General features: G+C 38.6%; 18 protein-coding genes. 11 read left to right on the forward strand and 7 right to left on the reverse strand.

Annotation, left to right across the window (positions count from 1 at the left end; all coding sequences use genetic code 11):
* The first annotated feature begins 1 nt into the window (after position 1).
* The 9 genes from AB657_RS15225 (at position 2) to AB657_RS15270 (ending at position 13031) form a co-directional block, all read left to right on the forward strand.
* Complete coding sequence (locus AB657_RS15225; RefSeq protein ID WP_047247281.1) at positions 2-1288, forward strand: BatA domain-containing protein; 1287 nt, start codon at positions 2-4, stop codon at positions 1286-1288.
* Positions 1285-3516: a hypothetical protein gene (locus AB657_RS15230; protein WP_047247282.1), complete on the forward strand. Its 2232-nt coding sequence runs from the start codon at positions 1285-1287 to the stop codon at positions 3514-3516. The genes AB657_RS15225 and AB657_RS15230 overlap by 4 nt, the downstream gene beginning before the upstream one ends.
* On the forward strand, positions 3506-5248 hold the full coding sequence (locus AB657_RS15235) for a hypothetical protein (protein ID WP_157491763.1): 1743 nt from the start codon (positions 3506-3508) through the stop codon (positions 5246-5248). Before AB657_RS15230 ends, AB657_RS15235 begins: the two co-directional genes overlap by 11 nt.
* Before the next feature lie 48 nt (positions 5249-5296).
* Entirely contained in the window at positions 5297-6025 is a 729-nt protein-coding gene (locus AB657_RS15240) for a type III pantothenate kinase (RefSeq protein WP_047247284.1), read from the forward strand.
* Positions 6026-7312, forward strand: coding sequence for a membrane protein (locus tag AB657_RS15245; RefSeq protein ID WP_047247285.1), 1287 nt, complete (start codon positions 6026-6028; stop codon positions 7310-7312).
* Positions 7313-7350: 38 nt separating this feature from the next.
* Entirely contained in the window at positions 7351-8721 is a 1371-nt protein-coding gene (locus AB657_RS15250) for a tetratricopeptide repeat protein (RefSeq protein WP_047247286.1), read from the forward strand.
* Position 8722: 1 nt separating this feature from the next.
* Complete coding sequence (lptC, locus tag AB657_RS15255) at positions 8723-9331, forward strand: LPS export ABC transporter periplasmic protein LptC (RefSeq protein ID WP_047247287.1); 609 nt, start codon at positions 8723-8725, stop codon at positions 9329-9331.
* A 198-nt stretch (positions 9332-9529) separates the two neighbouring features.
* Entirely contained in the window at positions 9530-10816 is a 1287-nt protein-coding gene (locus tag AB657_RS15265) for a hemolysin family protein (RefSeq protein ID WP_084696441.1), read from the forward strand.
* A gap of 94 nt (positions 10817-10910) precedes the next feature.
* Positions 10911-13031 carry a peptidylprolyl isomerase gene (locus AB657_RS15270; protein ID WP_047247290.1) on the forward strand — a complete coding sequence of 707 codons (2121 nt, stop codon included), beginning with the start codon at positions 10911-10913 and terminating at the stop codon, positions 13029-13031.
* 50 nt (positions 13032-13081) lie between these two features.
* Here AB657_RS15270 and AB657_RS15275 read toward each other — a convergent pair whose 3' ends face one another.
* Both AB657_RS15275 and AB657_RS15280 read right to left on the reverse strand, forming a co-directional pair.
* The gene (locus AB657_RS15275; protein WP_047247291.1) at positions 13082-13987 is read right to left on the reverse strand and encodes a GYDIA family GHMP kinase; all 906 of its coding nucleotides are present in this window, start codon (positions 13985-13987) and stop codon (positions 13082-13084) included.
* Positions 13984-15306, reverse strand: a complete 1323-nt coding sequence (locus AB657_RS15280; protein ID WP_047247292.1) for a hydroxymethylglutaryl-CoA reductase, degradative — start codon at positions 15304-15306, stop codon at positions 13984-13986. Before AB657_RS15280 ends, AB657_RS15275 begins: the two co-directional genes overlap by 4 nt.
* Before the next feature lie 207 nt (positions 15307-15513).
* Between AB657_RS15280 and AB657_RS15285 the strand changes: the two genes are divergently transcribed.
* Complete coding sequence (locus tag AB657_RS15285) at positions 15514-17679, forward strand: S9 family peptidase (protein WP_047247293.1); 2166 nt, start codon at positions 15514-15516, stop codon at positions 17677-17679.
* A gap of 33 nt (positions 17680-17712) precedes the next feature.
* The gene (locus tag AB657_RS15290) at positions 17713-19065 is read left to right on the forward strand and encodes a peptide MFS transporter (protein WP_047247294.1); all 1353 of its coding nucleotides are present in this window, start codon (positions 17713-17715) and stop codon (positions 19063-19065) included.
* 44 nt (positions 19066-19109) lie between these two features.
* On the opposite strand, the gene AB657_RS15295 is transcribed toward AB657_RS15290, so the two are convergent.
* The 5 genes from AB657_RS15295 to surE form a co-directional block, all read right to left on the reverse strand.
* The gene (locus tag AB657_RS15295) at positions 19110-21128 is read right to left on the reverse strand and encodes a ComEC/Rec2 family competence protein (RefSeq protein WP_047247295.1); all 2019 of its coding nucleotides are present in this window, start codon (positions 21126-21128) and stop codon (positions 19110-19112) included.
* A gap of 1 nt (position 21129) precedes the next feature.
* Positions 21130-21693, reverse strand: a complete 564-nt coding sequence (locus tag AB657_RS15300) for a C40 family peptidase (protein ID WP_047247296.1) — start codon at positions 21691-21693, stop codon at positions 21130-21132.
* A 69-nt stretch (positions 21694-21762) separates the two neighbouring features.
* A complete protein-coding gene (gene lpxB, locus AB657_RS15305; RefSeq protein WP_047247297.1) occupies positions 21763-22881 on the reverse strand; it encodes a lipid-A-disaccharide synthase in 1119 nt (372 codons plus the stop codon).
* Between the two features lies 1 nt (position 22882).
* The gene (locus tag AB657_RS15310; protein WP_047247298.1) at positions 22883-23167 is read right to left on the reverse strand and encodes a hypothetical protein; all 285 of its coding nucleotides are present in this window, start codon (positions 23165-23167) and stop codon (positions 22883-22885) included.
* Entirely contained in the window at positions 23157-23939 is a 783-nt protein-coding gene (gene surE / locus AB657_RS15315) for a 5'/3'-nucleotidase SurE (protein WP_047247299.1), read from the reverse strand. Before surE ends, AB657_RS15310 begins: the two co-directional genes overlap by 11 nt.
* Positions 23940-24013 lie beyond the last annotated feature (74 nt).

The following is a 24013-nucleotide window of genomic DNA, read 5'->3' on the forward strand; positions in this document are numbered from 1 at the left end:
TATGACATTTACACATCCAACATATCTCTGGGGGTTATTTTCGTTATTGTTGCCAATAATAATTCACCTTTTAAACCAAGGCGATGTAATAACGCTCAAAGTTGGTAGTATCAAATATCTTTCTGAGCATGATACAAAGCAATCTAGAAAAATAAAGATCAATGAGATTTTATTGTTGATTCTTCGTTTGCTTTTGCTAGTACTTGTGGTATTGGTGATGGCCGGACCAAAATGGAAAACGCCGTCGAATAATACATCTATAACTTATTTAATAGAGCCTTCTTTACTTCAAAATGCACAAATAAAGTCTTTATTGGATTCTTTGCCGTCTTCCGATTTAAAATTATTGGCCGACGGTTTTCCCGATATTGAAGATTATGGTGGGGGTAATGAAGAGACAAATTATTGGAAATTGGCACAAGAGATGCCCGTGTTGGGGTCAGATAGTATCGTAGTCTTCTCAAAAGGGCTGGTCAGAGGTGTTAAAGGAAAAAGGCCTACCATTTCTGAGCATATTAATTGGATGGTCTTGGATGATGGGGAAGCACAAAGTAAATATGTTGGGGCATGGGTAGTTAATGATTCTGTGGAATTACTTCAGGTCAATAGCGATAATAGATTAACGGATATAGCTAAACGGAATATTTCTAAAGCTGATGAGGAAATTAAAAGATTGGATAATGATAGTCTGTTTTTTTCTTCGGAAAAAGGACACTTTAATATTCCTGTTTGGAAAAAAGATACCATTGGGGCAGGTATCTTTTTTGATACCGATTTTGAGAAAGAAAAGTTCTTTATGGAAGCGGCTCTTAAAGCGGTAGAGGCATATGGTGGACATGCGGTAAACATCGTTAGTTATAGAAAAGGGGAAAGTGTGAGGGCTTTTGATTCTGTAATGGACCTTTCGGTGTGGTTGGGGGTGGACCCCCATTTAGAAACCCCTGTTACCATTATTTTTAATCCCGATTCTTTAGCGGGCAAATTACTAGTGCCGACAGAAAGAAAAAATTTATACTCGCTTACACAAAGGTTGAATATAGAATCTGCTATAGACATGGGGCTGACCAAGGATTTGGCTCATATCTTGTTAAAAAATGATAGTATTCAAAACCTAGTGGATTCATACGATCTAAGGGTTTTGGCCGAAGAAGAGATAGTTCCCGTCTTTGAAGATATAAATAGATCATCGGTCCGTATGGGTACTATGGATGTTTCTCCTTGGTTGTGGTCGTTTATAGCGCTGCTGCTGTTGTTCGAAAGAATGTTGTCAAAAATGAAAAAACAATGACAGAGGCAAAGAAGATACTATATCGACTTTTAGTGAAGTGGAGGGCTATTAAAATCTCCGAGATACTCTTGTTTGGTATAGGGCTGTCCGTATTGTCCTATTTTATCTTTTTTAATTTTTGGGGGGCTTTTACAGTCTTACTGACCTTGTTGGCGGTTGGTCTAGTGCTAGCAAAACCATGGCGTATGTCTTTAAAAGACGTGTGTGGTTATGTAGATGCACATATCTCACAGATGGAAAACAGTACAGGTCTTTTGCTTAAAAATAAAGAAGATCTTAGTATCCTGGCCAAAATTCAACAGTCCAAAATAAGTAAAGAACTAGGCAATTATAAAGGGGAGGTACGCTTCAAAAATAATTTGGGTTCATGGTTTCTTTTTGCTTTGGGGTGTACGGCTGTTGGAGTGTTTTTGTATTCATTGGGCCTTGTAGTGCCAAATTCTCAGAACAACGGTATTCCAGAAGATGAGGTGATCAATTTTCAATTGCTGGATTCGGTTGCTTCGACCGTTACAGTTCCTAAAATTATAGAGCAAAAGGTAAGTGTACAATATCCCGATTATACCAATAAATCAACTTTGGTGACTTCTAAAATGAATATAGAGGTTTTAGAAGGGTCTCGGGTCAACTGGAAAATTCAGTTCGATAAAACGGTAAACCAAGTGTTGCTTCAAAAAGGAGGTGATTCTTTGCCCATGGTTTCAAATGGCAATACTTATTCAGTTTCTATAACACCCGATTATTCCGATTTTTACACCTTCACATTTTTTGACTCCGTTGAAAATAAATATGTATCCGATTTATATGTGTTGGAAGTTTATAAAGATGAACCCCCTATTATTAGGGTAGAAGAACTTCCGCAGTTTAGCTCCTTTGATTTTGATGGTCCGCAATTGTTGGAGTTTAGTACTGGGCTAAATGACGATTTTGGGGTGTCTGAGGTTGCTATTGTGGCTACGGTTAGCAAGGGTACGGGAGAATCGGTAAAGTTTAGGGAAGAAAGGTTAGGTTTCGACACATCTTTTAAAAAGAACTCGAAAAACCAAGAGTTGTATAAAAAGTTAGACTTGCACGATTTAAAGATGGAACCTGGGGATGAGCTCTATTTTTACATTGAAGCGACCGATACGAAACGGCCCGAGCCAAATATCGCCAGAACCGAAACCTATTTCTCGGTCATCAAAGATACGGTGACCGATCTCTTTGCGGTAGAAGGAACATTGGGGGCCGATTTGATGCCCGATTATTTTCGCAGTCAACGTCAATTGATAATAGATACCGAAAAACTGATATCCGAGAAATCTAAGATAGATAAGAAAGAATTTAACTTTAGAAGTAACGAACTGGGGTTTGATCAAAAAGCGCTACGGTTAAAATATGGCGAATTTATGGGGGATGAGTCAGAGTCCGCGCCCGCGCCGGCCCAAATAAACGAAACGTCATCGGAAGAAGGGAATCTTTTGGCCGGGTATGCACACGATCATGATGGTGACAATGAACACAATCTGGTGGCAGATGAAGATCACGGCCATGAGCATGAGCATGAACATGAAGGTGATAGTGATACGGAAGAACAAGAAGATCCTCTTGAGGCGTATGTACATAATCATGAAGACCCCGAAGCTTCTACCCTGTTTGCCAATTCTTTGAAAAGTAAATTGAAGCAGGCGATGGCAGAAATGTGGGAAGCCGAATTATATCTGAGACTTTTTCAGCCAGAAAAATCACTTCCGTATCAATACAAAGCACTTAAACTGATTCAGGAAATAAAGAACAGTGCTCGTATATATGTGCATCGCATCGGTTTTGACCCTCCTCCAATTAAGGAAGATAAACGTTTAACGGGCGATTTAAAAGAGATAAACAATTATACCAAGAACGAGAGCTTAAAAAGTGATGTGGCATATCCATATATAAAGAAGGCGATAGCCAGATTAGAAATATTGCGTCTTTCCCCAGATGTATTGGTGAGCGGTGATAGGGAGCTTTTTGCAAAAGCCGGGTCCGAGTTGGCAGTAAAGGCCATTGCACAGCCCGGAAAATACCTTGGTACATTACAAGAACTTAAATGGCTTTCAGAGTCGGGGAAGGTTTCTGTAGAGCAAATAAATCTCGTATTAAGGGGGTTAAACAATGTTTTGCCGGATCAAAAGCCTTTGCCCAGTGCAAAAAAGAGTGGGGTCGATAAGATCAATGAACTTTTTATAGAAGCCTTGAATGATGATTAGCGATTTGAATTTTTTAAATATCCATTGGCTTGTGCCTCTATTAACGGGGGCTATATTGGTTTTTGTTGTTTTTATCTGGAAAGAGTGGTCCGGTAGTTTCGGTAAAAGATTTATGGTGAACGTTGTAGTTGGGTTTGTGGCACTTGTTTCTTTGTTGTGTCTGTTTTTGAAGCCTACTTTACAGAAAGAAATTAATGGGGAAGCCGTTTTAATTACCCAAGGTTTTGAGAAAGAGCAGCTCGATAGTGTAAAAAAATTAAATAAGGGACGAAAGTTTATAAAATACTTTCCCGGTATGGATTTGTCCGCTCCATTGGATTCCGTCTCAAATGTGGTCGTATTGGGTTATGGACTTAAGGGATATGACCTTTGGCAATTAAGAAACAAAGAAGTGGTGTTCAAGGCTGCAAAAGTACCCAAAGGTATTACAAGGTTAAATTATGTAGTGGAAAATAGGGTAGGCAATGAACTGGTAGTGCAAGGGCGCTTTGAAAGCCCTACCCCAAAAAATAGATTGGTGTTGCGGAATTCGGGCGGATCGGGATTGGACTCCCTTGTTTTTGAGAACAATAAATTTGAGACTTTTCAACTTAAGGCCAACCTAAAAGTAGAGGGTAAGTATGTTTATAGTCTTGCCGAAAAGGATAGTACCGGAAAAATAATCAATGTAGAGCCTTTGCCAATCTCGGTTAAAGGGGTTGATGTCATGAAAATACTAATGGTTAATGAGTTCCCTTCTTTTGAGACCAAGTATTTAAAGAACTTTTTGGCGGAGAACGGACATGAAATCGTAGTCAGAAGCAAACTTACCAAGCAAAAGTACAAGTTCGAATATTTTAATACCGACCGTTTACCGGTAGCATCGCTTAATCAAGAGAATTTAAAGAAGTTCGATGTACTCGTCTTGGATGACCTTACATTGTTTAACTTATCTAGGGCCGAAAAAAATGAGATATCAAAAAGTGTAAGTGAAGATGGCTTGGGGGTTTTTGTGCAACCAGGGGATCAATTGTTTTCTTCATCAAATTCGATGGTAGATTTTGATGTTAAAAAAGAAAATAAGGGGGAGTTGTTTATAGTTTGGTCTGACCGTAATCTCGAAAAATACCCCTACCGTTTTAATAATAGCCGGTTAAGGGGTGTTCCGGTAGAGAATTATGCGTATGTTTTGTTGAACGGTAAAGGTAAGTTCGGTACCAGTTTGTTGAAGAATACATATCAGTTGGTCTTAGAGGGCAAGAGCAATGTGTATGAAAGGGTGTGGTCTACTATAATAGATAAAATGGGCAAAAAATATAAAGAATCGTCATCTTTTAGTTCTCCAGACTACACAGTGTATGTGAACGAACCCTATAAATTTATCTTGAATACGGATGCGGAAAATCCCGGGACGATTCATTCTAAAGGGTATCAAATTACTTTAAAAAGAAGTTTGATTATGAAAGAGGATTGGGAAGGCATCACGTATCCGAGAGAAAAGGGTTGGCAAACCCTCTATTCGAGCAAAGATAGTACGGTGATGTTGAATTATTTTGTATTGGATACTACAGAATGGAAGTCACTGGCATACAATAAGATGCTAAGGCATAATAAATTGTTTTTTAATGATATTACGGGGCAGGCACCCATAAAAAAGTTTTCCCAAGAATTAAATCCCCTATGGTTTTTTGTTGCTTTTATCTTGGGCATGGGGTATTTATGGTTAACGCCAAAGCTAAGAAGTTTAAACTAAGGGTGATAAATAGATGCAAAAACAGGTTTGGTTTTATAACTTTACGGTATGAATCTCGTAATAGATATTGGTAATACACTGGTCAAGACTGCGGTTTTTGAAAAAAACAAGATAGTTTTTGATGATAGTTTCTCAAAAGACTTGTTTGTTGTCAAAATAAAGGAGTTTTTTGGTCTCTATCCAAAAATAGAGAGGGCCATTGTGTCTTCCGTTGGGGAATTAAAAAGAACGGAAATGGCAGTGCTTTCGTTATTTTGCAAAGTTCATTTATTGTCCGCCGATTCTAAAGTGCCTTTTAAGAACAGTTATGCAACGCCCCAAACCCTAGGGAATGATAGGATTGCTTTGGCAACCGCTGCTTTCTATCGTAGACCACATAAGAATACCTTGGTCATAGATGCCGGTACCTGTATCACATATGATATGCTCAATGATTTTGATGAATATTTAGGAGGTGCCATTTCACCTGGTATACAGATGAGGTACAATGCCATGCATGATCAAACTGCTCGGTTGCCACTGTTAAAAAAACAAGACCCATTAGACCTTATTGGCAACTCTACAGAAAATTGTATACACAGTGGTGTTGTCAATGGTGTGTGCAGTGAAATAAACGGAGTTATTGAACAATATGCTAGCAGATTTGAAGATTTAACAGTTATTTTAACAGGGGGTGATACACAATTTTTGTCTAAACGGCTAAAAAATACCATCTTTGCGGATTCCAAATTCCTTCTAAAAGGACTTAATTATTTGCTGGAATACAACAAGCACTAAATGATCAAAAAAATTGTAATTGCACTAGTGTTCATGGCCTCATTAGGTTTGAGCGCTCAAAATGGCACCATATCTCCCTATTCCTTTTTTGGTATCGGTGACATTAGGGCCTCTGGCACGGTTGAAAATCAGATGATGGGGGGCATCGGTATGTATGCCGATAGTATCCATGTAAATTTAAAAAACCCGGCCGCGTATGGGGAACTTGGTATGGATGTTTTAAATAAAGTGGGTACGGTAGTGTATACTGCAGGTATATCGCGTAACAATTACAGGTTAAAAAGTTATACCGAAGAAGAAAGCCCTTCAGTTACTACACTAGATTATTTGTCACTAGGCTTTAGTTTGGGAAAAGGACTGGGAATGGGTTTTGGTGTTATGCCCTATTCTTCTGTAGGTTATAATTTTTTGAGTGAAAGGGAGGTTGATGGTCAGACGGTTACAAACAATTTTAACGGTGATGGAGGGTTAAATAGAGTCTATTATTCCATTGGATATGAAATAATCGAAAATTTAAGTATCGGGGCTACTGTCAATTTTAATTATGGTACTCTGAATAGTGAAAGACTTCAACAAGCGGACGACGTGCAATTTGGTGCTTTTGATAGAAGAAGTTCTGAAATTCACGGTTTCGATTTTAACTATGCCCTTAATTATACCCCTACCATAAAAGAAGGTTATACGTTGCATGCTTCGGTAAGGGTAAACACACAAGGAAACCTTGTTTCTGAAAATGAAAGAAAAATAGGTTCCTTTTCTAATGTCAACGGGGTGAATATTGAAGAAATAGAAGTGGATTTATATGCTCAAAACCTTGCAAATACCGAGCTTAAGATACCTACGACTACCACTGTTGGTCTTGGGTACGGTAAAGATTTAAAGTGGTTTTTAGGTGCAGAATACAGTTATCAGGGCCTAAGCTCTTTTGAGAACTCTTTTATGGGGGTCGATAACGTGCAATATAAAGATGCAAGCTCTTTTGCTTTAGGAGGTTTTTATACGCCAAATTATAACTCTTTTAATAGTTATTTTAATAGAATTACCTATAGGGCTGGCCTACGTTTGGACAAGACAGGAATGGTCGTTAACGATGTTGATATAAATAACTTTGGCATAACTTTTGGACTAGGGTTGCCACTGGGACGTAGTTTCTCAAATCTTAATATTGGTTTTGAAATGGGAAGAAGAGGTACTACCAAAGCAGATTTGATAGAGGAGAGTTACTATAAGATCAACCTTGGTTTGTCTTTAAATGACAGATGGTTCCGAAAACGAAAAGTAGATTAATAAAATTTTAGTACTTTAACCACTTTAAAAATAGCAAAATGAAAACGAAACTTTACTTCACGGCAATAATGTTCCTTGGAATGATGGGGGTAAGTAATGCACAGGCACAGAACCCTGAATGTATGACCAATCTGTCCATCTTCTCGGAACATGCAAAAGTTAAAAACTATGATGCGGCTTATGAGCCATGGAAAAAGACTTATGAGACTTGTCCTCAGCTTAACAATGCCATCTATGTATATGGTGAAAGAATATTGAAGGATAAGATAGAGAAGGCTGGAGCAGGCGAAAAGGAAAGTTACGCTAATGAGCTAATGGGGCTGTACGATAATAAATTAAAGTACTTTTCTTCTAAAACCAGCCTTGGTGAAACAATAGTGGACAAGGCTTTGGTTAAGTATGACAATAAAATGGCCGATGATGCGGAAATGTATGAAATGCTATCGGAGGCTTTTGCCAAGGACAAAGAAAACTTTACCAATCCTAAGGCATTATATATCTATTTTTCGAGCTTGGTAGATTTACACAACGCCGGGAAAAAAGATTTGCAAGAGGTGTTTGACGTATATGATGACGTAACCGGTAAAATTGAGGAAGAGAATGATAAGTTGACCGATAAAATTGCCAAGTTGCTTCCAAAAGAAGAGGCAGGTACTTTAACCTCTAAAGAGAAAAGGTCATTAAAGGTTTACAATTCTTATTCTGTCAACTACGGTAAAATATCCAGTAGTATAGACTCTAAGTTAGGGGCCTTGGCAGATTGTAGTAACCTTATTCCTTTATACGAAAAGAATTTTGAGGAGAAAAAGAACGATGTTAATTGGGTAAAAAGAGCGGTAGGAAGAATGTTCAGCAAAGAATGTACGGACGACCCCATGTTCAAAAAATTATTCGAAGCCCAGTTAGCTTTAGACCCATCCGCGGATGCGTATGTTTATGGCGGTACCTTAAAGAAAAAGGCTGGTGATACCAAAGGGGCCGTTGAAGATTTCAACAAAGCTTTGGAGTTGGAGACCGATCCTAAAAAGAAATCCAATATTGCTTATAAGATTGCGACCAGTTATGCTAAAACAAGCAAATCAAGCGCTAGAAGTTTTGCTCAAAAAGCGATAGATGCCAATCCTGCAAACGGAAAAGCTTATTTGCTGATTGCCAGTTTGTATGCAAGTAGTGCCAATGCTTGTGGTAGTACTCCTTTTGAAAAGAGAGCTATTTACTGGAAAGCTGAAAACTTGGCAAGGCAAGCTGGTAGGGTTGATCCTGCATTGAGCAGTAGGGCAAGTCAGGCTGCGGCAAGTTATTCAGCTAAAGCACCTACTAAAGAAATGATCTTTAGTTCTGGAATGGCAGGTAAAACTGTATCCTTTTCATGCTGGGTAGGTGGTAGCGTAAAGGTTCCTAGTTTATAAGATGAACAAACGTTTTTTAGAAATATTAAAAGGCATTGCCATGGTTTTTTCCATCGCAATGCTTTTTTTTTCTTGTAAGGACAATTATAAAAGAGTCGGAGAAGAGGCAAAGAGAGAGGTTTTTCCCCAGGGAGTGGCTAAAAATTTTGTGCTTACCTATACCGAAACACCGGAGAAGGTAGTGACCGATGGTGAATCTGATTCTAAAATATTGGCCGTTCTTTCCGGACCTTTGCGTAAAGATTTTGAAAATCTCGATTTTCCGTATCAAACTTTTCCAGAAGGGCTGTTGGTTGAAATTTTTGACGAAGAAAGTAAAAAAACGACCATTGAGGCCGATTATGGTATTTATTATGCCTCGACGGCATTGATAGATCTACAGGGCAATGTTATAATTAAAGGGCACGATGGAAAAAAATTAGAGGCCCCGCAATTATATTACGATAGAGAAAACGAATGGGCATTTACCGAAGAAAAGTTTAAGTTTACAAATCCTGAGGATGGTACGGTGATGGATGGTGAAGGAATGGACATAAAAAAAGACCTTAGCTTTTTAAATGCACGTAAAACGTATGGCTTAATGCTAATTAAAGAAAGTAAAGATGATTAAAATTTTAAAATATACCGAGTACCTATACCTAATCGTAGCTGTTTTTTCTATTTATAGAATTTTTACGGATTGGAATACAGATAGGAACATGGCATATCTTTTTGTGTTTTTTGCGGTTATTTCGGTGGGTATGTTTTTCTTTCGAAGAAAATATCGTAAAAAATTTGAACAACGGGTTAAGGATAATCAAAATTAGTTGTGGATCATAGTGTATTAATTATTGTTCTCTCCCTTGTCTTTTCAGCCTTTTTCTCAGGGATGGAAATAGCCTTTGTTTCCGCGAACAAGATCCATATCGAAATAGAAAAAAAACAAATAGGTTTTTTGGCGAAAGTTTTGACAAGGCTTACCAAAAAACCATCCAAGTTTATTGCTACCATGCTAATAGGTAACAATATAGCGTTGGTAGTATATGGTCTTTTTATGGGGGAGTTGCTCATGAACTGGTTTTCTGGTCTGTCTCCCGAGAACAATGTGTTTAGAATGTTGTTGACAGACTTTAGTCTGCTTACCCAAACCATAATATCTACCTTGGTAATTCTAATCTCCGCAGAATTTTTGCCCAAGGTCCTTTTTCAGATTTATGCCAATAGTTTATTGAAACTTTTAGCTATACCGGCCTATTTCTTTTATTTGGTTTTTTCCCTGATTTCCGATTTTGTGATCTATGTGTCCGATTTTATTTTAAAATATATATTCAGAACCTCGGGAGACGAGGTTCAGTTGGCCTTTTCCAAAATTGAGTTGGGCGATTATATAAGTGAGCAGATGGAGACCGTAGAGGAAGAAGATGAAGTGGATTCGGAAATTCAGATTTTTCAGAATGCTCTGGAATTTGCCGAGGTTAAGGCGAGGGAGGTTATGGTGCCCAGAACCGAGATTATGGCGGTAGAAATGCACGAGACACCAAAGAACCTTGCAAAGCTATTTACGGAGACTGGGTATTCCAAGATATTGGTGTACAAAGAAACGGTAGACAATATAATCGGGTATGTGCACTCTTACGAACTTTTTAAAAAGCCAAAAACGATTAAAAGTATTCTGTTGCCCGTCGAGTTTGTGCCCGAGACCATGTTGATACAGGATATACTTAATGTGCTTATAAAGAAAAGAAAAAGTATGGCTGTAGTGTTGGATGAATACGGAGGTACTTCTGGCCTTATGACGGTCGAGGATATTGTAGAGGAGTTGTTCGGGGAGATAGAGGACGAACATGACACCACCGACCTTAAAGAAGAACAAATAGACGAAACCCATTTCTTGTTCTCGGCCCGTTTAGAGGTAGATTATATTAACGAAAACTATAAACTGAACCTACCTAGTGGTGATGAATACGAAACATTGGGAGGGTTGCTGGTACAGACCGTAGGGGAGATACCCGAACGCGATTCAGAGATTGTAATAGGTCGTTTTAAGTTTATGGTTTTAGAAGTGTCCAACACCAAAATAGATTTGGTTTCATTAGAGCTTTTAGATGAAGACTAACTACATTGTTATCTATTATTTACAAGTGTTTTTAGTTTTTATTATTTCAATTAAAAATGGTAATTTCGCCAACTGATTTTAATTTTTTGATAGAATGGCAGTTTTAGAAAATATAAGAAAACGTACTACGGTTTTAATACTGATTATAGGTTTGGCCCTTTTTGCGTTCGTAATCTCCGGAGTATTTACCAGTAGTAATTTTGGAGCGGGAGGTAAAGTGGGTACTACCGTTGCGGAAATTAATGGACATGAGATTTCCATTGATGAGTTTAGGCAAAAGGTAGAAACTGCCTCTAGAAGAGTAGGTCCTACGGTATCTTCTATGCAAGTAATGAATCAGGTGTGGGAAAATGAAGTTAGAAATACCATTTTAGGAGAACAGTTCGAAGATTTGGGAATAGGAATAGAACAGGATCAAATAGTCGATTTTCTAAGAACTACAGGGTATGCTCAAAGTCCTGAATTTCAAAATGAAAACGGTGTTTTCGATGCTAACAAGTTTAGACAGACCGTTCTGGACTGGAAAACAAACAATCCATTGCAATATGAAGCTTGGTTGGAAACCGAAAAAGAGATAATTGAATTGGCCAAGGAGCAAACTTATTTCAATCTTGTAAAAGCAGGTGTAGGGGCTACTTTAAAAGAAGGGGAATTGGACTATAAACTTGCCAATGAGAAGATGGATATTAAATACGTGCGCGTACCTTATTCTTCTATACCAGACAGCACCATTACGGTTACAAAAAGTGAAATTGCCGATTATATAAGCAAGCACAAAGAAGATTACAAGCAAGAGCCCGCTAGGGATATTAGGTTTGTTTATTTTGATGAGAAACCTTCTGAGGCCGATGAGTTGGCCATTAAAAAAGCGATCACCGATTTGTTGGACGATACTGTTGAGTACAATGCACAAACAGATCGTAACGATACTATACTAGGATTTAGGAATACAAAGGACGTAGCTGCATTTTTAGACAGAAATTCAGATGTAAAATTTGATACTATCTATAAAGCGAAAAAGAACTTGCCATCTAGCGTTGCAGATTCATTAATGAATTTGAAAGTTGGTGAATTTTATGGGCCCTATAAAGATGCCGGTTCGTATAAGATTTCTAAAATGATGGGAAGAAAAGCGAACGGGTCGGTTAAGGCCAGTCATATCCTTATCTCTTACGAAGGGGCTACAAGGGCTAGTGCAGATGTTAAAAGAACAAAAGAAGAAGCGAGGGAAGAGGCGAACAGGTTGTTGAGGGAAGCAAAAAAATCAGATGTTGTTTTTGCCGAACTTGCAAGAGATAATTCAGATGGCCCATCTGCTCCAAACGGTGGAGACCTTGGGTATTTCCAGGAAGGTACAATGGTTCCTAAGTTCAATGATTTTGCTTTTGGAAATCCTGTAGGAACAATTGGTATGGTAGAAACCGATTTTGGGTTTCATGTAATTAAAATTGACGATAAAGAGGATATTGTTCAAATTGCTACCTTATCAAGAGAGATTATTGCTTCTGAGGAAACTACGAACAAGTTATTTACCGATGCCACTAAATTTGAAATGGAAACCATGGAGAATGAAAGTGCGTTTTCTGAAATTGCAGAAAAGAGCGATTACTTGGTAAGACCTGTGAATAAGATCAAGGCGTTGGACGAAAACCTTCCGGGTCTTGGTGCACAACGTAGTATTGTTCAGTGGGCCTTTAACGAAGATACCGAAGTAGGTGATATTAAAAGGTTCAATGTAAACAACGGTTATGCCGTGGTTCAGGTAACGGGAAGCTATGAAGAAGGGTTAATGAGTCCTGAAGATGCATCGGCAACCGTACTTCCAATAATTAGAAAAGAACGTAAGGCAGCTCAAATTATGGCGGCCAATAAGGGCAAGGCAATGGATGCCATTGCTTCAAGCAATAATGTTTCCGTTTCTACTGCCAGTGCGTTAACCGTGAAATCACCGACCATTCCTGGTGCGGGTAGTGAGCCTGTTGTAGTAGGTACTGCTTGCGGTATGAAAGAGGGGGAAACATCAGATTTAATAGAAGGAAATACGGGTGTGTTCATGATCCAACTTACAAAAAGAACAGAAGCGCCTAAATTGCAGAACTATAGTACTTATGCCAATACTTTAAAGAACAATGCCGCTAATAGGGTAAATATAGAGGTGTACAATGCATTAAAGGAATCTTCTGAAATTGAGGATAAAAGAGCTGTATTTTATTAAAATATAGAAGATAGATATAAAAAAAAGCCTCCTTTTTTAGGAGGCTTTTTTTATAGTATCATTTCACTAAAAGGTAATATGGTGGTGTATCCTTTGTTCTTAAAATATGACATCTTATCAATATTACCGGTTGTCATTACAAAATCTCCGCCCCATGCCCCCAAGCTTTTTATGCTATTAGGGTAATGGTGGAATAGTTCTTCTTTGATCGTGGCAATGCCCAATGTTTCTGAAATCAATGATTCGTGGGTGTCTATGAGCTTTTCAAATTCAGGAAGATTGTTACAGTTGAGCATGGAGGTAGTGATCCGGTTTATCTGCGAAATTAAATCCACTTTGTCTAGCGCAAGCTTCCGATAGGCATCAATGGCATCTCTACTGTTTTTTTTCTGGTTTAGATAAATAAAGAAAATACTATTCTTGAATTTAGGATTGAACGTTACTTCCCGAATGTACGGTTGGTTTTGTTTTTTGCTATAGACTATTGCAGAATTATGCTGCGCGCATGCAATATCGTAGCCACTTCCGCCAAAAGTGGCGTCCAATAACCTATAGGGGTCAATGTTGGCCCATTTAGAAATATTATTGATCAAGGTAGAAGAAGAGCCTAGCCCCCAGTTTTTTGGAAACGTTAATGTGCTGTCGGCGAACACCCCTTTTGACTTTTCTAAAAACTTTGGGTTTGCCGTTTTCGCCTCGTTTAAAATTTCACTCAATCTATGTGCAATGGCTGTATCGGAAGTTTCTATAATTTTAAAGGTTTGCAGGTCAAAATCGGCAGTAAACCAGACCGTGTTGGTTTCGTCTATACTCCTCCAGTTAACAGCCCCTGTGCCAGAATCTCTAATAGAAAGATATTGGCCAAATTTTGTGGGTAATGCCAAGCCTTCTGCGCCATCTAAAATGGCGTATTCACCAGATAGTAATAGTTTGCCATTGCTATAGAATTTTTTCATGGCTGTTTTCTTAAATCTTCCAGAGCATTAAGAACCCCTCTATGGGTGACCGTTTGTGTTTTAAATATTGAAATGATCTTAGCTTTTTCTTCTTCGGTGGCCCCGTTCTGGTTCAAGATGTTCATTAAATGCATTTTCATGTGGCCTTTTTGTATACCGGTAGTCACTAAAGAACTAACTGCGGCAAAGTTTTGGGCGAGTCCGGCAACGGCCATGATTCTCATTAACTCTTTGGCAGAAGGGTTACGAAGTATCTCTAAGTTCATTTTTACCAAAGGGTGCAGTTTGGTGAGTCCTCCTACAGTGCCCAGGGCAAGAGGGATCTCTATCCAAAATTTAAAAATACCGTTGGTTATCTCTGCATGTGTGAGACTACTATAACGACCGTTTTTGGATGCATAGGCATGTACACCTGCTTCCACGGCCCTAAAGTCGTTGCCTGTGGCCAAAACAACAGCGTCTATACCATTCATGATGCCTTTGTTATGTGTTACGGCACGGTAGGGTTCTACTTTAGCTATTTCGATGGCCCTTACCATTTTTTCCGCAAAGGTTTTCGGCGAAACCTCGGTAGATATGTTTAACTCCTCTATAGGGCAACTTACTTCGGCACGAACTAGGCAATTGGGAACATAATTTGATAATATGCTCATTATCAGTTCTATGTTTCGTTCTTCTTCCGTAAAAGAAGCATATTTGAGAGCTTCGCTTTTAAGAGTGGTCGCAAATTGTTCTAGGCAACTATTTATAAAATTCGCTCCCATGGCATCTTGCGTGTCAAAAGTACAGTGCAATTGAAAATAGTTTTCCAGATCGGCCGTTTTGTCCCTTAATTCTATATTCAGAATGCCTCCACCTCGTTCAGACATGCTTTTTGTCAAGCTTTCGGTCTCCAATAATAATTTGGGTTTTACGAAGTCGAAAAATTGGGATAGACTTGTATAAGATCCTTTAAAGATAAAATGTACTTGTCCTACTTTTTCAGTACCCAGCACTGTAGTTTTAAACCCTCCTTTTTTAAGCCAAAATTTAGCGGCCTTACTTGCTGCCGCGACTACAGAACTCTCTTCTATGGCCATTGGGATGGCATAAAGTTTTTCGTCTATCAAGAAATTTGGAGCGATCCCCAATGGCATATAAAGATTTGAGATGGTATTTTCTATAAACTCGTCATGCAATTTTTGTAATTGAGAATCGGAGTTCCAATAGGCTTCGATAACGTGTTTCGACTGCTCGGGATTATGGGTGTAGTTGTTAACTATCCAATCTATTTTTTCTTCTTTGGAAAGTTTTGAAAAACCACTGATCGGCTTTGTCATTTATATTAGGTTTCCGAATTTAAGTTGGTATGTTTTAGTACTTGTAAATTTAAGCGTACAAGTATCAAGTGGTAAAGATAAAGGATATTGTGCAGAATCTAAATCAACGTGAAAGCATCGTTAAAATTGCCCTCTTTTTTACGCTGAATTGAGGTTTTTTACAGAAATAGTGGTAAACTTGACAGGTTTAACAAATTTCATTCATTTATGCGAAAATTATACATTTTAGCAATATTTTTCTTGATTATTCAACCTGTAGTGGTTGCACAACAGAAGCAGGTTACCGTTGAAGATATTTATGCAGGGGCCTTCAGGACAGAAGGGATGGAAGCCCTACGTTCTATGAACAATGGAAAGCAGTATACGGTGTTAAATTTTGATAGGGCGACCAGGGCTACATCTATTGACAAGTACGATTATCGCACCTTAAAAAAGGTGGAGACCATTGTTTCTTCCGAAGATCTGGATGCCATAGATAATTTTATGTCGTACCAGTTTAGTGACGATGAATCGCAGATAATTTTATCCACTGAAGTAGAACCTATTTTTAGAAGGTCTACCTTAGGTATTTTCTATGTGTATGATATTGCGTCTAAAAAATTGACCAAGATCAGTGACGAAAAGATCCAAGAGCCTACATTGTCTCCCAATGGAGAAAAAGTGGCGTATGTAAAGGATAACAACCTTCATGTGATGGACTTAAAAAGTAATAGCACAAAACAAGTAACCACCGATGGTGAAAAAAATAAAATAATCAATGGTATTACCGACTGGGTGTACGAAGAAGAGTTTGCTTTTGTAAGAGCTTTTCAATGGAATTCCAACGGTACTAAAATTGCCTTTTTAAGGTTCGATGAAACAGATGTGCCCGAGTTTTCGATGGATGTATATGGTACCGAACTGTACCCTCAACAACATGTTTTTAAATACCCAAAAGCTGGAGAGAACAATGCGGTGGTAACATTGCATATGTTAGATGTAGCGACCGGTAATATCTCGAACATAGATTTGGGAGATGCTTATTATGTGCCACGAATCAAATGGATGAACGATCCAAATTCTTTAAGTGTACAGACGATCAATAGGCATCAAAATCATTTAAAGCTTCATATGGTGAACGCGAAAACAAACGCTGTAAAGCTTTTGTTGGAAGAGAATGATGCGGCCTATGTAGATGTAACCGATAACCTTACCTTTTTGGCAGATGACAGTTTTATCTGGACGAGTGAAAAGGATGGTTGGAACCATATATACCTGTACGGTTCGGACGGTAAATTAATGAACCAGATTACGAAAGGTGATTGGGAGGTGACCAAGTACTATGGTTATGATCAAAATGAAGACAAGATATACTATCAATCTACCGAAAACGGGTCTATTAACCGTGGTATCTATAGTATAGAGAGCAATGGGGAGAACAAAAAGGCCTTAGCGGTATCCGCAGGAACCAATTCAGCTTCTTTTAGTTCAGATTTCACCTATTTTATAAATACTTTTTCCAGTGCCGATACACCACCCGTTTTTACTTTGCACAAAGCATTGAGCGGTAAAAAAGTGAAGGATATCAAAGATAATTCTGCTTTATTGGATAAGTTAAAGGGCTACGCCATAAGTGCTAAGGAATTCTCCACGATTTCCGTTAATGGTAATGATCTAAACATGTATATGATCAAACCTGTAGATTTTGACCCCTCAAAAAAATATCCCTTGTTCATGTACCAGTACAGTGGTCCCGGTTCTCAGAATGTTTCGAATAGTTGGATGGGCACCAATGATTACTGGCACCAAAGTTTAGTGGCCCAAGGGTATATTGTTGCTTGCGTAGATGGCCGTGGAACCGGATTTAAAGGAAGGGATTTCAAGAAAGTCACTCAAAAGGAGTTGGGTAAATTTGAAGTGGAAGACCAGATTGCCGCTGCCCAAAAATTAAGTGAATTGCCCTATATCGACGAGGAAAGAACCGGTATATGGGGTTGGAGCTATGGAGGCTTTATGTCTACCAACTGTATATTAAAAGGAAACGATACCTTTGAAATGGCCATTGCGGTAGCACCGGTAACATCGTGGGCTTTTTATGATACGATCTATACAGAACGCTATATGCAGACACCACAAGAAAACCCAAGTGGTTACGATGACAATTCGCCCTTTAATTATCCTGAAATGTTAAAAGGAAAGTATTTGTTGATACATGGTTCTGGAGATGATAATGTACATGTGCAAAATACAATGAGAATGGTAGAAGCCTTGATACAGGCGAACAAACAATTTGAATGGGCCATTTATCCAGATAAGAACCATGGTATTTATGGTGGTAACACCAGAGTACACCTCTTTAATAAAATGACAAACTTTGTAAAGGATAATCTGTAACAAAAATCTTTAGATAATCAAACTAAATATATAATGACAAATTCAATACCAGCTAATCAAAAACAACTTTTTGGACATCCTGTAGGGCTTTATATACTATTTTTTACCGAAATGTGGGAGCGCTTTTCTTACTATGGAATGCGTGCATTGTTTACCTTGTTTTTGGTTGCTGAAACTACTTCGAGTAACGCCGGTTTTGGGTGGTCAAACGATGAAGCCTTGGCATTGTACGGTTGGTACACCATGTTGGTTTATGTGTCTTCTATCCCTGGCGGATGGGTGGCCGATAAATTATTGGGGCAAAAGAAAACCGTAATGCTTGGAGGGGCGCTCTTGTGTATAGGGCACGCAGTATTGGCCTTAAATTCTGAGACTTCTTTTTATATTGGTTGTCTCTTTATCATTTTAGGTGTAGGGTGCCTAAAGCCCAATATTTCGTCTATGGTCGGGGGACTTTACCAACCTAAGGATGAAAGACGTGATTTAGGGTTTTATATTTTTTATATGGGTATTAATATTGGTGGTTTTTTAGCCCCTATCTTATGTGGTTATGTAGGTGAGAATATTAGTTGGCACTATGGATTTGGACTTGCCGCCATTGGAATGTTTATAGGTCAGGCAGTGTATATGTGGGGGCAAAAATATTTGGTTCACGTAGGAAACTTGATTAGCCGTAAAAATGAAAAAGATAGGGAGTTGTTGGATAGACCATTATCAAAAATAGAAAAAGACCGTATAAAAGTTCTGCTGATCTCCTTTTTATTGATAATTCTTTTTTGGGCCGCTTTTGAACAGGCCGGTGGTTTAATGAATCTGTATGCTTCTCAAAAAACAGATCGTAATTTCTTCGGGCTGTTTGAAATTCCTGCTTCGGTATTTCAATCTGTCAACTCATTTTTTATTATAACCCTTGCAACAGCTGTTGGCGCGTTTTGGTTAAAATGGCGTAAAAAAGGGAAAGAATCGTCCTCGATGTTTAAAATTGCGGTAGGTATGATCATTATGGCATTAGGTTTTGGGTTTATGAGTGCGGCGTCATTACAATATGAGGCAAACGGCTCATCGGCCATGTATTGGCTAATTTTGGCATATTTGCTCCATACTATTGGTGAACTGTGCGCCTCTCCCGTTTCATTGTCCTACATAACCAAGTTGGCGCCGTTGAAATACGCTTCAATTATTATGGGACTTTATTGGGCGGCAACAGGTCTAGGTAATAAGGTGGCCGGTCTAATTGGGCAAGCTTCCCAAGAGATGGGAGAATTCGAAATATTCACAGGTATTGCCGTAATATGGTCCTTGATAGGTATTTTGGTTATTTTATTGCTAAAACCTTTAAAACGTTTGTCGCACGGGGCGGAAGATGGCGAGACTAAGATTGCCTAATAGAGCATAGGTCCTTAAAGTAACAGGATTCTATTTTTTTAAAATCAATATAAAGTATAAACTCCCTTTTCGCCCGTGTGGTGAAAAGGGATGTTGTTTTTTTGGCAGGTTGCTTTCCAGCTTTGAACATAACTGTGGTAATTACTGCCATCCGCAATTATTATTTGTGGCATGGTGTCCGTTATTAAACGATCAAGGTTTATTTTAGGAGAATCTGTTAGCAGCACAATGTGCCCTTTATTTTCTTTTAGGTATAACCCAGAGCTGTCTATTCTAGAAAATAATATATCGTTGATATGATAGCTGTTTTGAAGTGCGTCGTATTTTATAATATCTATTCTTTCCTTAACAGCGTAGTTTTCTATTAATTTAGCAGAACGCTCAGGTTTGGAAGTATATACATACAGTTGTTTACCTGCTTTATGTGCGACGATAGAATTTTTGGTCTGATGAAAAATCAATAGACCATTGGTGGTGCTTGCCTTGTAGTTTGAATAAATGGTCCATGACTGAAAACAAAGCACGGCCACTAAAAAATGCACTGTTCTTTTAAAACTTATGCTCGTTAGCATAACTATCATTGCCCCGATAGCGATATAGCTCAATACAAGTTGTACGCCGTCAAAAGATATAGATGTAAAAAGGAAGGCTTCTTGTTCGGCTACCCAAGCCACTATACTGTTCATGATTCCTATCATTTCATTATATATCCATACAAGTGGTTTGGGCAACATATCAATAAGTGATAATGAGATGACCAGTATACCTGTACCTAAAACCAAACCTAAGAAGGGTACAATAAGTAGGTTGGATATAAAGAAAAGACCTGGAAATTGATGAAAGTAAAACAGGCTTATGGGCAATACACCCAATTGCGCCGCAATGCTTACCGATAAAAGTTGCCATATATAACGAACAATCTTGTTCTTTGGGGTCCAAAGTTTTTGTAATAAGGGGTAACACCAAACAATGGCAAAAACTGCCGCATAGCTCATTTGAAACCCTACTTGAAATAGTAGGTTGGGGTCAACAAAAAGCAATAAAAAGAACATGGATAAGGCCAAAATGTTAAAGGTATTGCTCGGCCTGTTTAGATATAGGGCGTAGGCAACGAATGTAAACATAGCGCAAGCGCGGATAATGGAGGGAGAAAAACCTGCCAAGAAAGCGAATCCCCAAAGCAAGAGAACCGTACAGCACAGAATAATGGTACGACCATTGGGCATATTTCTTAACGGGCGCAACAGAAACTGAATTAATAATAACAAAACGCCCACGTGTAGCCCGGAGACAGCTAGTATGTGTACGGCACCGGCATTTTTATAATCGGAATAGGTAACTTCGGAAATATCTGATCTTTGTCCTAGTATTAATGCTTGAATGATCGATAATTGTTCTTTTTCGAAATCTGCCGATTTTAACTTTTTAATAATATGATTTCTTGCTTTTTGGGCATATCCAAAAATGGTTCTGGTTCCATTCTCAGATTTAAAGTGGTTTGCGTTGTTAAGTTTTATTTGGTCGTAAACCCCCAACTTTTTCATATAATTTTTAAAATTGAACTGATGTGGGTTCAATGCGGGTTTTATGGGTATATATTTTGAATGGACCAAGACTTGGTCATCGATCTTTAATCTTGTAGAATCGGGAGCGGGTTTTTCGCTAAGAAGAATTTTGCCGGTAACATGTTGTTCGTTTACACTTATAACAGAGGCAATATAGTTTTGTGAAAATTGATTGGGTTTAAGAACATCGGTTATTGTTAATTTCCAGGTAGCTTCTTGTTCAATATTTAGATGCCGGTAGTGAGAGGAGTGGTTTATAGGTTGTGCATAAGTACCGATAAAAGCTCCTAAAGAAATGGTGGTGCATGCAGCTATGGCACCAAACAGTATAGATTTGTTGTTGTGGTCGTAGAACCTAAATAAGATTCCTAGACAACAAAGGAAGGCCAATGTTAAGACCAACAATAGGTTTAAGGGTATTGTAAAAAAGTGTCCTATTAATATTCCAAAAATGAGTAATAGCGTTAGTTTGATCGGAACGAACGCCAGTAGTTTCATTTTATAGTATTCTGGTTGCTTTTACAAAAGCTTGGTTCCAAAAACCTTCTCTTAGAGAAGAAATGGTTACACCTCTTGAAGTGGATGCATGAATAAATTTGATTTCGTCCTTTTCTACTTTTACGACCATACCCACATGGTTGATGCGCTTGGCGCCTTTACTGGTTTTAAAGAAAAGTAAATCGCCCTTTTCTACATCTTTGATCCTTATTTTTTTGCCTTGCTGTGCCATACTAGCCGAAGTTCTGGGCAATTGTATGTCATGTTCACCGAATGAAACATAAAGTAATCCAGAGCAGTCCATTCCCTTTTTGGTGGTGCCCCCAAACTTATAGCGCACGCCAGAAAATGTAAGGGCGGTATTAATAACTTCATCGGCCTTTGTCTTCTTGGGGGATCTTGGTTTTGTTCGGTTGGTATTCTCTTTGGGTGGCGTATCTATTCCCCTGCGTTCTTTGTCGGCCGCAGCCACCGACACCGTGCGATCTTTTATTGAAACACTTTTTTTAGAGGTTCCGCAACTGGCAACCAAAGTAAGAAGAATAATAACTGTTAATGTACGCATGTATATCAAGTAGTATCTTATACTTGAACATCAAAATTATAGAATTATTTTATAACCTGTTCATTTCGTTTATGATTTGGCATTTTCTATAATGTGTGCAGCTGCTTTTTTACTGGCTCCTTCCCCTCCCAATTTTGTTTTTAAGAGGGTGTAATTTTTTAGTATTTCTTCTCTTTTTGGACCTTCTAAAATGGAAGAAAGTTCTTGTTTTAGCATATGATGGTTCAGGTCCGATTGTATCAATTCTTTGACTACTTCTTTTTTCATGATTAAATTGACCAAAGAAATGTATTCCAATGTAATAATGCGTTTTGCAATTTGATATGAAATCCAATTGGCTTTGTAGCAAACAACCTGTGGCACTTCGAACAGGGCAGTTTCCAGAGTTGCGGTACCACTTGTTACCAAGGCTGCTTTTGCTAGGGTAAGTAGGTCGTAGGTACAATTGTATACAATTTTTACGTTCTGGTCCTTTAAAAAAGGAGTGTAAAAATCAAGATCCAAACTTGGGGCACCCGCAATTACAAATTCATAATCGGAAAAATCAGAGGTAATGGAAAGCATAATGGACAACATTTTCTGTACCTCTTGCTTTCTGCTTCCTGGTAAAAGTGCTATTATGGGTTTGTTCGGATCAAGGTTATGTGTAGACCTAAACTTGTCATCGTCCAATGTAGGTCTATTGGAAATAGCATCTATTAACGGATGCCCTACAAAATTGACGGGAAAACCATGCTTTTCTTCATAGAATTCTTTTTCGAAGGGGAGAATTACATGCATGGCATCGATGTCTCTCTTAATTTTTTCGATTCGGCCCTCACGAGAGGCCCATATTTGTGGAGAGATGTAGTAATTTGTCTTGTAACCGTTTTCTTTGGCCCATTTGGCAATTCGTAAATTAAAGCCGGAATAGTCTATAAAAACAATGATATCGGGGTCAAAGTTCGCAATGTCAGTCTTGCAAAAACTTATATTCTTAAAAATGGCATTAAGGTTCATCAATACCTCTATGAATCCCATAAAGGCCATTTCTTTATAATGCTTGACCAGGTCGCCACCTGCTTGTTGCATTAAATCACCTCCCCAACATCTAATATTTGCTTCGGGGTCTTGCAGTTTTAATGCTTTTATAAGGTTCGAACCATGAAGGTCTCCAGAAGCTTCACCTGCGATGATGTAATATTTCATCTTAAAAAACCTTGTAGTAAAGAATTATAAAAGCGGTCAAAATAGTGGCAATAAGAACCCCCTTGGCCCTTTGGTCTCTTTTTATTCTTAAAAAACCAAAAAAAGCTACGAGGTTTAAAATGGCCCCCAAAGCCAAAAGACTTCCAACATGACCTTGGGCGATGGCAGCACTAAAAGTTTCTGGAATGTTCATGTCAGAGAACAACAATATATATGCCAATGTGCCAATGGTATTGGCGATGACGCCTACTATGAAGCCGATGGCCAATTCTTTTTTAGTGTTCATTTAGTTTCCAATTATTAATATCAGGTATAACATGGTGGGCCGTAAGGTCGAATTGAGTGGGAACAACCGAAACATAGCCGTTGGCCAGTGCCCATTCGTCGGTATCCTCACCTTTGTCCAGTAGTTCGAACTCGCCCGTGAGCCAATAGTAATCTTTGCCCATTGGATTGGTTCGTTTGTCGAATTTCTCTTTCCAATTCGCCTTTGCCTGTCTACAGATTTTAATTCCCTTGATTTGTGATTTATCCAAGTTGGGAATATTTACGTTCAAGACTACACCTTTTGGCATGCCATTGTTCAAAGCTTCTCTCACAATACTTTTAATATGTTGTTCCGCTTGTGAAAAATCTGCATCCCAATTATAGTCGCACAAAGAAAAACCGATGGCGGGCACTCCTTCTATTCCGGCCTCTATTGCCGCGCTCATTGTGCCTGAGTAAATAACGTTGATTGATGAGTTGGATCCATGGTTTATGCCGCTGACACATATATCTGGTTTTCTGTCCAACAGCTCTTGCAGGGCAAGTTTTACACAATCGGCAGGCGTGCCGCTACAGCTATATTCTTCTGTTCCCGTATGGCTTAGGTCAACAAGCATTTTTTTTGAATAAATGGTGCTGTCGAGAGTAATGGCATGTCCCATACCGGATTGTGGACTGTCAGGGGCAACGACAACTACATCTCCCAAGTCTTTCATATACGATACCAATGCCCGAACTCCCGGAGCGGTAATTCCGTCATCATTGGTGACCAATATCAAAGGTTTTTTCATCAGATATACTTTCTAGGGTAAAAATACGTTTTTAAATAGGATTGAACGATTTCGGCGTTTAACAAAAAATTAAT

The organism is Maribacter thermophilus (assembly GCF_001020565.1).
Taxonomy (GTDB): domain Bacteria; phylum Bacteroidota; class Bacteroidia; order Flavobacteriales; family Flavobacteriaceae; genus Maribacter; species Maribacter thermophilus.